13 protein-coding genes and 1 pseudogene are annotated in these 15,709 nt (G+C 36.9%); 3 read left to right on the top strand and 11 right to left on the bottom strand.

Annotated elements, in window-relative coordinates; genetic code table 11:
• Positions 1-60: 60 nt before the first annotated feature.
• Together I567_RS04015 and I567_RS04010 are read right to left on the bottom strand one after the other, a co-directional pair.
• A complete protein-coding gene (locus tag I567_RS04015; RefSeq protein WP_016250968.1) occupies positions 61-840 on the bottom strand; it encodes a phosphotransferase family protein in 780 nt (259 codons plus the stop codon).
• A gap of 103 nt (positions 841-943) precedes the next feature.
• Entirely contained in the window at positions 944-1,522 is a 579-nt protein-coding gene (locus I567_RS04010; RefSeq protein WP_016250967.1) for a DNA-3-methyladenine glycosylase I, read from the bottom strand.
• Positions 1,523-1,721: 199 nt separating this feature from the next.
• On the opposite strand from I567_RS04010, the gene I567_RS04005 reads away from it, so the two are divergent.
• Positions 1,722-2,849 (top strand): GNAT family N-acetyltransferase, encoded by a 1,128-nt coding sequence (locus tag I567_RS04005; protein ID WP_016250966.1) that lies wholly within the window; start codon positions 1,722-1,724, stop codon positions 2,847-2,849.
• 209 nt (positions 2,850-3,058) lie between these two features.
• On the opposite strand, the gene I567_RS04000 is transcribed toward I567_RS04005, so the two are convergent.
• The 5 genes and pseudogenes from I567_RS04000 to I567_RS03980 all read right to left on the bottom strand — a co-directional run bounded on the left by I567_RS04000 (position 3,059) and on the right by I567_RS03980 (position 9,387).
• On the bottom strand, positions 3,059-4,270 hold the full coding sequence (locus I567_RS04000) for an ABC transporter permease (protein WP_016250965.1): 1,212 nt from the start codon (positions 4,268-4,270) through the stop codon (positions 3,059-3,061).
• Positions 4,267-5,001 carry an ABC transporter ATP-binding protein gene (locus I567_RS03995; protein WP_016250964.1) on the bottom strand — a complete coding sequence of 245 codons (735 nt, stop codon included), beginning with the start codon at positions 4,999-5,001 and terminating at the stop codon, positions 4,267-4,269. The genes I567_RS04000 and I567_RS03995 overlap by 4 nt, the downstream gene beginning before the upstream one ends.
• 122 nt (positions 5,002-5,123) lie before the next feature.
• On the bottom strand, positions 5,124-7,010 hold the full coding sequence (locus I567_RS03990) for an ABC transporter ATP-binding protein (protein ID WP_016250963.1): 1,887 nt from the start codon (positions 7,008-7,010) through the stop codon (positions 5,124-5,126).
• Positions 7,007-8,733 (bottom strand): annotated as a pseudogene (locus tag I567_RS03985) (ABC transporter ATP-binding protein). The gene I567_RS03990 and the pseudogene I567_RS03985 overlap by 4 nt, the downstream one beginning before the upstream one ends.
• Before the next feature lie 3 nt (positions 8,734-8,736).
• Positions 8,737-9,387, bottom strand: coding sequence for a TetR/AcrR family transcriptional regulator (locus tag I567_RS03980; protein ID WP_016250960.1), 651 nt, complete (start codon positions 9,385-9,387; stop codon positions 8,737-8,739).
• A 191-nt stretch (positions 9,388-9,578) separates the two neighbouring features.
• Between I567_RS03980 and I567_RS03975 the strand changes: the two genes are divergently transcribed.
• Positions 9,579-9,854: a hypothetical protein gene (locus tag I567_RS03975; RefSeq protein WP_016250959.1), complete on the top strand. Its 276-nt coding sequence runs from the start codon at positions 9,579-9,581 to the stop codon at positions 9,852-9,854.
• A 52-nt stretch (positions 9,855-9,906) separates the two neighbouring features.
• On the opposite strand, the gene I567_RS03970 is transcribed toward I567_RS03975, so the two are convergent.
• On the bottom strand, positions 9,907-10,119 hold the full coding sequence (locus tag I567_RS03970) for a hypothetical protein (RefSeq protein ID WP_016250958.1): 213 nt from the start codon (positions 10,117-10,119) through the stop codon (positions 9,907-9,909).
• A 69-nt stretch (positions 10,120-10,188) separates the two neighbouring features.
• Positions 10,189-11,841: a phosphoenolpyruvate carboxykinase (ATP) gene (locus I567_RS03965; RefSeq protein ID WP_016250957.1), complete on the bottom strand. Its 1,653-nt coding sequence runs from the start codon at positions 11,839-11,841 to the stop codon at positions 10,189-10,191.
• 318 nt (positions 11,842-12,159) lie between these two features.
• On the opposite strand from I567_RS03965, the gene I567_RS03960 reads away from it, so the two are divergent.
• The gene (locus tag I567_RS03960; RefSeq protein WP_016250956.1) at positions 12,160-12,690 is read left to right on the top strand and encodes an SdpI family protein; all 531 of its coding nucleotides are present in this window, start codon (positions 12,160-12,162) and stop codon (positions 12,688-12,690) included.
• Positions 12,691-12,913: 223 nt separating this feature from the next.
• Here the strand turns inward: I567_RS03960 and dtd are convergent, their stop codons facing one another.
• Positions 12,914-13,360, bottom strand: a complete 447-nt coding sequence (dtd, locus tag I567_RS03955) for a D-aminoacyl-tRNA deacylase (RefSeq protein WP_016250955.1) — start codon at positions 13,358-13,360, stop codon at positions 12,914-12,916.
• A gap of 4 nt (positions 13,361-13,364) precedes the next feature.
• The gene (locus I567_RS03950) at positions 13,365-15,578 is read right to left on the bottom strand and encodes a RelA/SpoT family protein (protein ID WP_016250954.1); all 2,214 of its coding nucleotides are present in this window, start codon (positions 15,576-15,578) and stop codon (positions 13,365-13,367) included.
• Positions 15,579-15,709: the final 131 nt, after the last annotated feature.

Raw genomic sequence — 15,709 nt, 5'->3', positions numbered from 1 at the left:
AGCCAACTTTATCTTCCTAAAGAAATAGACGGAAATCTATGTTTTTGAGAATTCCGTCTATTAAGAGCGATATAGTCTTTTTAGTTGGATAATTTCGCGGTTGGTCTGGCGATAATCACTTTTTAATACATTCTTTTTAATTTCTTGTAAAATACTCAATAAAGCATACCAATAGATTTTTTCCATATAGTCACTTTCAGGCTCGATACCATAGCTTAATAACCAAGCACTCCAACTAGCAACTGGTACATAAGAGCCTAGGATGGTCGCGATATCTACTGCTGGATCAGCAAACATAATCGAATCCCAGTCTACCAGATAAAGATAATTTTGGCAGACAATCCAGTTTTTATAATTCACATCTCCGTGGACTACACAGGCATCACGCACATCAAAAAGCGGGATATGCTCATGTAAGTAACGAATCACCATCTGTAAAAATGAATTTTGGGCAATCTCTTTTGGTAACTTCTCACAATAATTTTGCAACATCAATTCAGGTGGGAAAAGTTGCCCTCCCGTTTTTTGGAGCATGGACTTTAAAGAAGGTGAATGGTGTAAATGATATAACACATCAATCACATCATTGCGTTTACCAATTTCATCTGCTTGTAAAATTCGTCCATCTAACCATTCTTGTGCTGTTAAAACATCTCCTGAACCCGTGCGTTTCGTCCATACTAACTTAGGGGCAATTCCCTCTTTTGATAACGCCGCAAGCATCGGAGTGGTATTTCGTTTGATAAAGACTTTTTCTTTTGCACGCATGCCGACAAATGCTTTACCCGTATCGCCTTTTAATGGTTGCATACGCCATTCATTATCAACACGAATCTCCATCAAATTTTACTCCCTTCATTTTAACAGTAACTATAATTGTAGCCCCTTATATAAAAATCGTCAATAGCTGAAAAACAATCAGTTACGCATTTTCATCACAATTTCATTTTACTTGAGAGGCTGATACTATCTCTTTATAACATGGGCAAAGCAACACATGATCATTGATGACACCAATTGCTTGTAAATAGGAATAGATAATCGTTGGACCGACAAAACGAAAGCCTCTTTTTTTCATATCTTTACTAATTTTTTGGGAAAGTGCATCTTGACTAGGAATTTCTTCTTCATTATGCCATTGATGATGAATCACTTGAGAATTCGTAAATGACCAGATATAAGCATCAAAACTACCAAATGTTGCTTGCAATGCTAAATAAGCCCGCGCATTAGCAACGACTGCTTGAATTTTCATGCGATTGCGGATGATTGATGGATTTTGACAAAGAGCAGCAATTTTTTCTTCATTATAGGTAGCGATTTTTTGAACATCAAAATCATCAAATGCCTCTCTAAAGCCTGCTTGTTTTTTCAGGACAATAGCCCACGAAAGACCCGCTTGCATCATTTCCAGTACTAAATATTCGAATAATAGTCGCTCATCATGACAAGCTCTACCCCAACGTTTATCATGATAGTCTTGCATTTGTGGACTCTGCAACGCCCAACTACATTTTTCCATCCTCATTCACCTCAAGTTCATTGTACTAAAAAAACAAAGTCAATACTATTTCTTTTTAAATCAAACAAATCCAAACAATTTCATACATTTGCATAGTCTTTAGGATAAATTTGTTACAATAACTTGAATTTATACCATCCCCTCTCTTTAAAAAGTAAACGTTTTCTAGTATAATGGATGGCGTAAGGAGGAAATCAAGATGCAACTACCCAAATCCACACAAGCGATGACTGATTTTGCGAACTTAGTCACTTATGCTTTTGATAAAACATTATCTGTCTTAAATGAAGAAAAATTTCATTCCCGTTATCAGCACGGATTATGTTTTGGCTCTTATCATAATGACCAGTTAACCAATGGCCTGATGATTAATCTATTTCCAAGTTATCTAAATCATCAAAAACTACAAATGGCGGGTGTAGGTTATGTAGCAAGTGATCCAATTTATCGTGGACAAGGGAGTATCAAAGCCCTTTTTGCCGAAGTTTTGCAATACTTATATGAAAAACAAGTAGCCTATGCGCAACTCGCTCCGTTCTCGGCAGGTTTTTATCGCCAATTTGGTTTTGAAGAAGCCTTTTATCAAAAACAATATCGCTTTAGTTTTGACGCATTTGAACGCACCAATTTTCAGCATGACTTGCACTTAAAACGCGGGAGTTATGATGAACTGTTAGTAGATATCCAAACCGTTTATCAAAAAGCACATCAAGGGGGGCTCTGGCGTGAAGATTGGTGGTGGCAAAGACTACATATTTATTATCCTAATCGCTTTTATGTCGTAATTTATGACGAGACGCATCCAGTAGGCTATCTCATCTATCGTAAAATGGGCAGCACCTTTCAAGTAGAAGAGCTGATTTATCTTCACTTAAATGCTCTGAAAGCAAGCCTGCAATATATCAAGTCCCATCAATCGACCTTTCAAGAAGTGACCATTTGTGCGAGTATCCAAGAAAGATTAGAATGGCTCTTTCCTGAACAAAAGCGCATTGAAATCAAGATTCGTCCTTACATGATGAAACGTATACTCCATATTGAGCAAATTCTCGCTCAATATGAAGCATTAAATTCCCTAGTGATTCAGGTGACGCAAGATGATATCTGTTCACAAAATGTCGGCTATTGGCAATATCATGGTGATAGTTGGCAAAAAACAACAGTTAAGGAAGCGGATTTAAGCGCAGATATCACCACCTTTAGCGCACTCTTACTAGGGGAACTTACCGTGGATGAGGCAATTTTCACCCAGCGTTTACAAGCAAGTGCTAAAGCGCAAAAATTGAAATTACCTTCATTAAATCAGCAATTTTTTGATTATTATTAATTATCAATGTCTCAAGCGTTGATAGAATTTAGCAAAGGAGAAAAAATAGTGGTATCTTAGCAGCTGTGAACTTAGCGGTTTCTACTTTAATCTATGCACCATTTGTCATCATGACAACGATGCAAGAGCACCAAAAAGAACAAAGTGCTAAATAATTAAGGTAAAAAAAGGACGTTGTTTTCACATTTGAAGACAACGTCCTTTCTTATTTAATATTGCATTTTCTTTAAACGCATCGGTACATACGCGCCCTGTAAGATAACTACAATGACAATATTTCCCAATACAACAAAAGGTACTAGGTGTAACTGGATAGTCAGCAAACTAACCAATATGAAAATCAACGCACTCATACTTAATACCCATCGTAAAATCGCATAGAAGTTCTTTTCTTTGATTTCTTTAGCTACTGGATAAAGTCTAGTAAGCACTTGACTTTGATATTGCGTCATCAAAGGAATTATTTGGAAAGTAATTAAGTATAAAAATAAGCCACTAACAACTAGACTAAAGTGCCAATCATCCACTGCCAACAGACAAACGCCTCCTAGGAGTAATAGACGTACAACTTGACCAAAATACTCATCACTACGCATGAAGCGATGGATAAACAAATAGCTATAAGTCTGTGTTTGCTTTTTCGAAACGCGCTCGAACAGCCATTGTGCCCCACGCATCTTGCGCATTTTACTTTCGATAAACGGTACATCAGTAAATAGATTAATAAAGCGATAAATCCGATACATCCGCTTTTGCTCACTATCAATGGTAAATTCCCAATCTATCAAACTCGTTTGTAGGCGTTTTTGTTGACTGAAAAAATGCAAGTTGACTAAAAGAACTATCAAATAAAAGATAAGCCAATGTACAAAAAATAAACCGACTAAAGCCAAAATAGATCCTATCCACCAAACTGTGCGCACCATTTGTCGTTTTTGTTTCGTCAATTGATAAACAGCTTGACGTTTGGCCTGTAAATCGGCAAATTTTAAACCAATTAAGCCAATTAAAATCATCGGATAGCTTGCTAAGTCCCAGCCGAGTGAAACTTTGATTAAGGGCATCAAAAAGCCTAGCCCAAATGCTAAGACAATCGCCGGTAAAATCAGCGAATAATTTCGTGCTTGATCCAAAAAACGATTCATCTCTTGTTCTTTAGGTAAGAGGAAGAGTCGGTCAGCCGGTTTTAATAAAGTAGCTAGCTTGCCGACTAATAATAAAAGGATACAAATCGCTAAAGCCACAAAACGACCTAGAAAAAAAGGTGTAGGCAATTGTTTTAAGATTTGCGAATAGTATAAAGTCGCACCACCAAATAAAAAAGTTAAAATCACGACAAAACTATCATTCAAAATATAGCGTAAATATTTTTGTAGTTGGCGATGATGGTTTGCTAAACGCCTTGAAAACAACTGATTCATCGCGCTTCCTCCAATGTTAAGGCTAGGTACAATTCATCCAACGAAGCATCTGGCATAGAAAATTGTTCTTTGATTTGGGCGAGTGTTCCTTGAGATTTGATTTGTCCCTCATGTAAGAAAATAAAACGATCACAGTATTTTTCAGCTGTGGACAAGACATGAGTAGACATCAAGATGCTTTTGCCTTTTGCTTTTTCTTCTTTTAATAGCTCTAATAAGGCATGAATCGCTAAAGGATCTAATCCTAGAAATGGCTCATCAATAATGTAAAGGCTCGGTTCGATTAAAAAGGCGCAAACAATCATGACTTTTTGCTTCATCCCTTTAGAAAAGTTTGCTGGAAACCAATCCAAACGTTTCTCCAATCGAAAGGTCTTTAGCAATTTATCTGCTCTTTGCATCGCCACATCCATCGGAATATCATAAGCCATGGCCGTCACTTCAATATGCTCTCTTAAAGTTAATTCCTCATATAGCACTGGACTTTCTGGAATAAAACCGATTTTTTGACGATATTGACTCGCTGACTTATTTAAAGATAGACCATCAATTTCGATACTGCCACTAGTTGGCTTCAATAATCCGATAATTTCTTTGATAGTTGTGCTTTTCCCGGCACCATTTAATCCGATTAAAGCAACTAACTCCCCATTTTCAATTTCAAAATTTAAATCTTTTAAAACAGGATGCTGAAAATAGCCCCCTGATAAATGCTTCACAGTTAATGTCATCTTCAATCCTCCAAAATAGACTACCTACATTATAACAAAAATCTTATGAAGAAAATATGAACTTTCAAGCAAGAAAGATATCCAACACGAAATGATTCGCATTGGATACCTGATTACGTCTATTAAGCTAACTCTTCTTGAAACTGACTATTATATAAATCAGCATAGAAACCATTTTTCGCCATTAAAGCGTCATGGTTGCCCGTTTCGACAATCGAACCTTGATTCATCACAATGATATTATGGGCATCGCGAATGGTGGATAGACGGTGCGCCACGACAAAACTTGTACGATTTTCTAGCAGGCGATTCATTGCTTGTTGGATTAAGATTTCAGTACGAGTATCTACACTAGAAGTCGCTTCATCCAAAATCAAAACATCTGGGTTGGCTAAGAAAGCACGGGCAATTGTAATTAATTGACGTTGACCTTGGGAAATATTGCTTGCTTCTTCATTTAAAATCGTATCATATCCTTCTGGCAACTTACGAACAAATTCATCCACGTGGGCTGCCTTGGCTGCGGCGATTACTTGTTCTTTCGTGGCCGATTCATTACCGTAACGAATATTGTCATAGATACTACCCGTAAATAACCAAGTATCTTGTAACACCATCGAGAAGTGACTACGTAATTGTTCACGCGTCATATCACGGGTATCTTGACCTTCATAACGGATACTTCCACCTTTAACATCATAAAAACGTTCAAGCAAGTTAATCAAGGTCGTCTTCCCTGCGCCGGTTGGTCCGACAATCGCCACCATTTCACCCGGTTTCACATCTAAATTAAAGTCTTTCATTAACATTTTATCTTCAGTATAGCCAAATTGGACATGTTCAAAACGGACTTTATAAGGTGAATTTTCTTCTTTAGCTACCCCGCTTGGCACATCTTGCATTTCTTCTTCGTCTAATACTTCAAAGACCCGTTCTGCTGAGGCAATGGTTGATTGAATGGTATTAATTAAACTTGCTAATTGAGTAATTGGTTGTGAAAATTGGTTCGTATATTGTAAGAAGGCTTGGACATCCCCTAATGGTAATTCACCATGAGCCACACGTACGCCACCAAGTACAGCTACAAAGACATAGCCTAAGTTTTTCACGAAATTCATCAATGGCATAATAATCGCTGAAATAAATTGTGCCTTCCAACCAGCTTTATAAAGTTCTTCATTTTCTTTTTCAAAAACTTCTTTATCGCTGGCTTCATGGTTGAACACTTTAACGACTGTATGACCACCATATGTTTCTTCAACTTGGTTATTCAATAAACCCAAACTCTTTTGTTGGGCCGCGAAATACTTTTGAGATTTAGGCGCAACAATCATCACCACAATCAAACTAAGTGGCACAGTAGCTAAGGCAACTAGCGTTAATTGCCAACTAATGGTTAACATCATGTATAAGACCCCAACTAAAGTCACGATACTCGTTACAAATTGAGTTAAGTTTTGTTGTAAAGTCGCTGCGATATTATCCATATCATTGATAACCCGTGACATGATATCACCATTGGTATGCGTATCATAATAAGAAATGGGTAAACGTGACATTTTATGATCTAGATCGCGACGCATTTCATAAACTGTCCGTTGAGAAACCCTGGTCATAATGAATTGTTGTAGAAAACTAAAGACAGCAGAGATAACATACATGCCAATCGCAATCAAAATAATCTTTTCAATCTTATCAAAATTAATTGGGAACTTATCAATTTTTAGTCCCATTTGCATTTGGGCATAACCTTTCATTACACCTTTAAAAATTTCAGTTGTTGCTTTCCCTAAGATTTTTGGTGTTTGGATTTGGAAAATGACCGAAAGAATGGCTAAGACAAAGACCGCACCAATTGCCATTAAACGCTTAGACATGTAGCCAAATAGTCGTTTGGTTGTCTTCCAGAAATTTTTAGGTTTTTCACCTTTTGCCCGAGTGCCATGACCCGGACCGTGACCTGGACCTGGACGGCGTGGCGTTTGTTGTTTTTGTTTTTCTTCACTCATGCCAAATCCTCCTCTCTTAATTGGGAATGAACGATTTCTTGGTAAGTGGTATTATTGGCGAGTAACTCATCATGGGTCCCTTTACCAACTACTTTTCCTTCATCTAAGACTAAAATCATATCCGCATCCATGACTGTACTTACTCGTTGAGCGACAATAACTTTAATCTTATCATGCATTTGTTCTTTCAATGCCTTACGTAATTTGGCATCAGTCTTAAAGTCTAATGCTGAGAAAGAATCATCAAAGACATAGATATCAGCTTGTTTCACTATAGCACGGGCAATGGCTAGACGTTGTTTTTGTCCACCAGAGAAGTTGCCGCCACCTTGTTCGACATGATGATCCAGCCCATCTTCAAATTTTTCAACAAAATCCTTCGCTTGGGCAATTTCTAAGGCTTTCCAAATCACTTCATCACTGGCATTTTGGGCACCATACTGCATATTTTCACGAATCGTACCAGAAAATAGTACGGCTTTTTGTGGAACAAAGCCAATCACTGAACGTAAATCATGTTGTTTCACTTGACTTATATCTTGGCCGTTAATCTTAATCGTACCACTTTCAATATCATATAGACGTGGAATCAAATTAATCAAGGTTGATTTACCTGAGCCTGTTCCACCGATAATAGCTAAAGTTTGGTTCGCACTTACTTTAAAGTCAACATCTTCTAAGGCCAATTTTTCAGCACCGGTATAGCGATAATTCACATGTTCAAAAGCTAGTTCACTCTTTTTACCAGCTAAGGCAATTTCACTAGGTTGCATAACATCTGGCATATCATCTGGTAATTCAAGCACTTCATTGATACGTTCAGCTGAGGCCTGCGCACGTGGCACCAAGACGAAAATCATCGACAACATCATGAAGCTAATTAAAATTTGCATTGCATAAGTCATAAAGGCAATCAAGTTACCGACTTCTAAGCTCTTATCAGCAATCAAATGTCCCCCAAACCATGTGATGGCAATATTCGTCCCACTCATTACTAAAGTCATAAATGGAATCATAAAGGCAACAATCGTATTAACTTTAATCGCGGTTTGAGTGTAATCAGTATTGGCATCATCAAAACGTTTCTTTTCAAAATCATCTTTTCTAAAGGCGCGAATGACACGCACCCCAGTTAAGACTTCACGAAAGACTAAGTTTAGGCGGTCGGTTTTCTTTTGCATGCTCTTAAATAGCGGCACTGCAAAAATCATCAAAAGGGCTATAAAGACGACCACGATTGGAATCACGAATAAGAAAATCTTCGTTAATTCCGCATCTTTTCGATAAGCTAGAAAGCTCGCTCCGACTAAGGTAATCGGTGCATTAATCATCATTCGTAAAAACATTTGTGCCACCAATTGAATTTGGTTCACGTCGTTGGTAGTACGAGTAATTAAAGAAGCAGTCCCGAATTTATCAAATTGGTGTAAAGAAGAACGCTCCACTTTTTCATAAATCGAACTACGTAATTCCTTCCCTAATTTTTGTGATTCACGGGTCGCAAAATACGTATTACAAATCGCGGCAACAATACTGATTAATGAAAAACCAATCATCACAAAACAGTATGCCAAATATAATCAATATCGCCTTTAGCTACCCCGTTATTAATGATATCAGAGGTTAAATTAGGCAGATATAGATCCGCTAAAACTTGGACAATCATGAATAAAAACGCCATAATCGCAGAAATGACTGACACACGTTTCATTAATTTAAACATCTATTATTCCTTTCTGCTAGCACCCATCTCTAGCCAATTTAATTTTTTCTCATAGCGGGTAATGATTTTTTGAACATCCACTTTTTCTTGATCCTTTTGACTACGATACCCTTCCACAACACTCGAGAAGAAAGCATTCATAATCATTTGAATTAATAATTCCAAATCTTCCTGCGAATCAAAAACCAGTAAATCAAAGTTCACATACTGTTGAAAAATCTGATTATGCGATTCTTTATTCGCATGCATTTTTTCGTGATGCTTATGGAAATTTGCCGTAAATTTTTTGGAAGAACGGTAATTCATATTCATAAAGGAAAACTTAAAGAAATTCGCATACTTGCTGTCAAATAAATGCGGAATCGCCTGTTTAAAAAATTCACGATAAGCCGAAAATAAATCGCCTTTTTGTTCAATCAGCATCTCTTTTAAGAAGTCAAATCCAATACTTTGAACCGTTTGAAAACAATAGAAATAGACATCTTCTTTATTTTCAAAATACTGATAAAAACTCCCTCGCGGAATTTCCGCATTTTTCACGATATTAGCAATTGATGCTTCTTCTAATGGGACACGGGAAAACTCTTGAATGGCCGCGTCAGTAATTCTTTTTCGCTTTTCATCAGGTAAATGTAAAAATGTTTCTGTTGGCATAGGCTCACCTCATTTCACTCAATAATGACACTCTGTCACATGACACGTTGTCATAATATACCCAATCTCGAAAAAATGCAAGAAAAAAATTCAATCAATTGATAAAATTTAAGAAAAACAAAAAACATCTGACATTCAATCGTTTTCAGTCAGATGTTTGCTATAATGAAAGAAAAAAGTAGGTGAAAATAATGGAAACACTGATACTGCTGATTATGGGGACGTGTATTTTAGGTATGGTGATACAATTTCTGCAAAAAGAAGTCAATGGCAAAGTGTTTGGCTATGCAGCGATGTTTTTATTTATCCATACTTGCACCTCAATGTTAGCTGGCTTTTTGGTCGACGAAGGATTATTGACTAACCAAAAGTTAATGGGTCTATCACAAATACTTTCAGGGATATTGATTATAGCCATTAGCATCAAATACTACCTACAATTACGGAAAAAAGCCAAAAATGAATAAAAGTCCAGCGATGTAGCAATTTTGCGCATCGCCGGAATTCTTTTATTCCTGTTTATTCTAATAGCAAGAGTTCATCAAATAAAATCTTGCCAATAACGGCAAATAAGCCATCAAAAAGTATTAAGCTCATATTTACTGCTAGAAATAGGGCGCACCGTTCAAAACCATTTTTGATTTTTTTGTGCTTCATAAATAAATAGGTTAAATAATTCGCCAGATAAGTAACAATTGTTAATAGAATAATCATCTTTTCAAATAGTACCATTTTTTAATCCCTCTTTATCGGCTACAACCTACCTATTACAACCCTTAAATTAGCTATAGCCTTTTTCTTTTAACTCAATTGATTGACAATTTTACGCATTAACTCGGCTGTTTCTTGAGGCAATGCATGATAGCCGTCTTTTAGATGATCTTGCGCTCGAATAAAGTCCAAACGAGTTTCCATTCTATCTTTTAAGCGTTCACAATAAGCTTTATCCTCAAAATCAACTGGATAGCCATCAATTGCTAAGTATTCTACATCTTCAATCGTGCCAAATGGTTTGAATTCGCCACTTTCAGCAATAATCTTTTCAATACTTCCTAAAGTGACTTCTTTCGTAACCTTCTTACCATTGAATTCATCCGTGTTTAATACGTAACAAGCTGTATGTTGGTTTGCGAATAATTCACGGAAAGCAAGATAGTCTTCAGATAATTTATAACTTCTGAATGGATTTGCATATGGTTCAATAACCAATTGATCACGGCGAACTTTACCGACTAAGTTTTCTGCCGTTGAACGTTTAGTAGCTAAGGTCAAGCCAAACACAGCGGCTAACGTAGGATTATTGATTTTAATCACTGGTGGCAACGTATTATCTTTCATAATCCAGAAGATGGCATCGATTTTTTCAGATAAATGGTCTACACGATTTGGTGTAACATAACGAGATTTTACTGTACGACCATTACCATTACGCACATCTTCAAGGACTAATACTTTCTTACCCTCTTCGTCTAAGGTAATACCGACATTTTGACAAGTTAAGAAATAATTCACCGCATCATCGGTCAATGGATAATCTTGCACTTTATCAAAATAAGATGGTTCCAAAGCAGTGGTACTTCCTGTCGCACGATTAATGACAAACGCATCATCATGCAATACTTCTACTTTCGAATTTTCATCATGGTGCTTAGCCAAAGTAATGGTTGATTTACCTGAGCCTGATAAACCGAACGCTGCCATCGTAAAGGTCTTATCTGGCAAGTGATATTGCTTCATTCCACCATGGCAAGCCACAAAGCCATTGCGATGTGCCGTTGCCCAAGCTAAAGTTAAAGTTGCTTTCTTCAATTCTCCAAAATAACGTAAACCTAGGATTGCAGCCACATTTGCTTCTGGCATAAATAAAGCAAGTCCATTTGGAAAATCTGGATGAGACCATTCTGGATTGGCAAAAATATAAATATCATTTTCTGGATAAGGTTTGGATTGTTTATACTTGTCTAACCATTCTTGAGTCGCTAACTGGAAGTTCAACATATATGAGTATAGGTTCATTTCAAATCCTTTTGGTAGCATCAAATGGCTACGAACCATAAATTCTTCATCAAGTCCCACCACTACTTCTGTCTTATAGAATTCTTGCTTAGTAGCTTGATAAACGGCTTCTCGTAAAACGCGACGATACCCTTCACGATCAATACCTGGTTCAGTCACAATGACCCGAGCAGCTGCGGTACGACCTACGATAGCACCATCATTATTAACCAAAATCTTCGTATCTTCAGCTAATCCTAAATCTTTGGCATGCTTAATGAGCATATCAGTCACTACAGTACCAGGAGCATTCTTAGCCATTTCATAGGCTTCTTGAATATTTTGAACGCTTCTCACATGATTGCCATAAAAAGCGGACTCTACCAACACTTTAAATGGGGAAAAGCGTGGATTCTCTTTGGTAATTTCGCTACGACTAAATTGTTGAATTGTTGACATACTACAAAACCTCCTACAGAACTTTGATATGAAAACCTTTTCATTTACACTTACTATTATACTATTTTATTTTTAAAATGCACGGAAATTCTAAAAATAATTACAAAAAATAAATATTTTTTACAAATGACACAAATTTCCTAAATACAAAATTCAAGGGTATTAATTTTCATGAACATTCTGCTTTTCTCCTGATAACGAAAAAGTAGGGAATAATACAACGAATATTATTTCACGAAGAGGTTGGTATTTTATTTAAACGTATATGGATATTCTAGGATGAAAGATTTATAATTAATTTGAAAGAAGGCACAACATATGAATAATCTTCATTTTTCAAAATGTTTAATATGGGGTAGTTTCGTTTTATTTCTTGTCGGTTATTATTTTGCTAACCATCAATATTCCAATATATTTGGAATCATTTATATTTTATTTACAATTATTCAGATTTTCATGATTTTAAACAATTGTGTGAAAAGGCCGCTACAATTTATTTTAACTATCATATCTACAGTATTTATTCTTTTGTGTAGCCTAAATACTCAGATTCAACATGACTTATCCTTGTTCTTAATTTGTGCAGGAGTTTTATTTATTGGTAATTTAAGTACAATTCTTGCGTATAACCCTTTTATCGGTATTCGCATTTTTTCTACTAGAAATGATCCTAAAAATTGGCAATCCACTCATCAACTTCTCGCGCTTCTAAGTGTCCCAATTAGTTGTGGCATTCTCCTATTTTGCACTATTTTTAATGGAAATATCATTGTTCCTAGCGCGCTAATTATTTGGGTAGTCTTTCCTATTATCTATTCTGTATGGATTTATCCGAAGAAATTGTTGTGAAAATGCTACTCAAAATTAATAAGCAGCATACTAACTAGCATAGCAACAAGATGTCGACGGTTTATTCTTCTTCATTCTGATGTCTTTTGCTATTAATTAAAACTATCTGTATTATCATATAATTCTACGCAATCATCTCTAGAATTCTTTCCATCCAATTCCTATTAAAAAAACGGTAGCGACCACACTTTTTTTGTGCGGATCACTACCTTTTTTATTGTATTTATTTATTTTGGCTGTCGATGATGATCGTTACGGGGCCATCGTTGACGAGGTGACATTTCATATCAGCACCGAAAATGCCCGTTTCAACCGGAATGCCTGCTTGACGCAATCCTTCATTAAAAGCCTCATATAAAGGAATCGCTGTATCGGGTTTAGCCGCTTGCACAAAGCTTGGTCGATTGCCTTTTTTAGTGTCCGCAAATAAGGTAAATTGAGAAATACTCAAAATTTTCCCATCGACATCAATGATAGAACGATTCATTTTTTGTTGATCATCTTCAAAGACGCGAAGTTTACTGATTTTTCCTACTAAATAATCGACATCAGCTTGTGTATCTTCTTCGTGGACACCAAGTAAAATCATAAAACCTTTACCAATTTGACCTACTGTGTTGTCATCCACAACTACTTTTGCTTGGCTGACTCGTTGAATTACCGCGCGCATGGTCTCATCCTTTCATCCGACGTACAGAATAGACATCGGGAATTTGTTTGATTTTATCGACAATTGATTTCAAATGATTTAAGTTTTGAATACGTAAAGTTAGACGAATGGTGGCTGTTTTTTCCTTATTCGATCTTGCTTCTACGCTACTCAATTGTTTTGTCATAGAGTTAACGGTTTGTAAGATGTCATTCAATAAACCGTTACGATTGAAGCCATGAATTTCCAAATCAACATCGAATTCCATATTCATGACTGCAGTATCTTCCCATTCCACTTCAATCATGCGGTTTTCAAAGTCAACGGCATGACGGACATTTGGACAGTCTGCTCGGTGAATCGACACCCCACGTCCTTTAGTGATATAACCAACGATTTCATCGCCTGGCACCGGATTACAACAACGGCTCAAACGAATAAGTAGATTATTTACCCCTTCAATGACAATGCCGCCTTCATGACGCACTTTCATCTTTTCAGGTTCTTTTTTCACTGGATTGGTCAATAAATCCTCTACTTCTTGCTTTTGTTTTTCTTCTTGTTGTTGCTTGCGTTCTTCTTCGGTCAAACGATTCACAAAAGTCGTGGCACTCATTTCTCCAAAACCGACTGCTGCATATAAGTCTTCTTCGGAATGGTAATTAAAGCGTGACATCGCCTCTTGAATTTTAGCCTTGGTCAAGATTTCTTTTGGTACAAAGCCTAAATCTTGAATGACCTTGCTGACCATTTCACGCCCTTTTTCGATATTTTCATCGCGATCTTGGACTTTAAAGAAGCGTTTAATCTTATTTTTGGCCTTAGATGTCGCCACGAATTTCAACCAGTCACGACTTGGCCCAAATGAATTAGGTGAAGTCAAAATTTCGACAATATCGCCATTTTTCAATTTGTAGTCAAGTTGTACCATCTTCCCATTGATTTTCGCACCGACTGTTTTATTTCCAATATCAGTGTGGATACTATAAGCGAAATCAAGTGGACCAGACCCTTGAGGCAGCTCAGTCACATCGCCTTTAGGAGTGAAGACATAGACCTTATCACTAAAGATATCGCCTTTGACCCCTTCCATAAATTCAGAGGCATCATAGCTTTCATCTTTGAGTTCCAAAATTTCTTTAAACCAACCCACTTGTTTGGTCATGCTGTCTGGTTTGACTTTATCGGTTTTTCCTTGTTTATATGCCCAGTGTGCCGCAACCCCGAATTCAGCAATTTCATGCATTTCATGGGTACGGATTTGCACTTCTAGCGGATTTCCTTTTGGCCCGATGACTGTTGTATGCAAGGATTGGTACATATTGGCTTTAGGCATCGCAATATAATCTTTAAAACGCCCTGGCATTGGTTTCCATTTGGTATGGATACTACCCAACACCGCGTAGCAATCCTTGATGGAATCCACAATCACACGAATCGCTAACAAGTCGTAAATTTCATCAAATTGTTTCTTTTTATCGACCATTTTACGATAAATCGAATAAATATGTTTTGGCCGTCCATAAATTTCGGCATAAATCTCTAGTTCTTCCGTCGCTAAACGAATTTCTTCTACCGCTTCGGCAATATAGGCTTCTCGTTCATCGCGCTTGGTCTGCATCAAATGAACGATACGATAATATTGACTAGGATTAATATAACGTAAGGCCCGGTCTTCTAATTCCCATTTAATGCGGCTAATCCCTAAACGGTGAGCCAACGGAGCATAGATTTCCAATGTTTCTTGTGCAATACGGCGTTGTTTATCTTCTCTTAAATGTTTTAACGTCCGCATATTATGCAAACGGTCCGCTAATTTTACCATGATGACTCGCAAATCTTTGGCCATCGCAATTAACATTTTGCGGTGATTTTCTGCTAATTGTTCTTCATGAGATTTATATTTGATTTTACCTAATTTCGTGACACCATCGACTAACATCGCCACATCTTTACCGAAGTCTCTTTCTAAATCTTCTAAAGTCACATCAGTATCTTCTACAACATCATGTAAAAATCCTGTGGCAACGGTATGTGGATCCATATGTAATTCCGCTAAAAGTCCAGCTACTTGAATCGGATGAATAATGTATGGCTCGCCTGATTTACGAAATTGATGGGCGTGGGCTTTCGTCGCATAATCTAAAGCTTTTTGGACAAAGGCGGTTTCTTCTTCGCTCATATAGTCCGCAACCATTTTGATTACACTTGGCCCTGAAAGTACGATATCTTTTGCCATTTCACTCACCTCGCTTGATTTTCTACTATTATAGCAAAAAATTTCCATCCATTACAATGAAAGACGACTATTCAAACGCTTTTATCTTATTTTTTTCGATTTTAGCTATCTATTTAACCTAAAAAAAGAGC

This window comes from Enterococcus cecorum DSM 20682 = ATCC 43198 (assembly GCF_000407565.1).
Classification (GTDB): domain Bacteria; phylum Bacillota; class Bacilli; order Lactobacillales; family Enterococcaceae; genus Enterococcus_E; species Enterococcus_E cecorum.
Note: the sequence above shows the minus strand (reverse complement) of the source record. Positions and strands in the feature narration are given on the sequence as shown.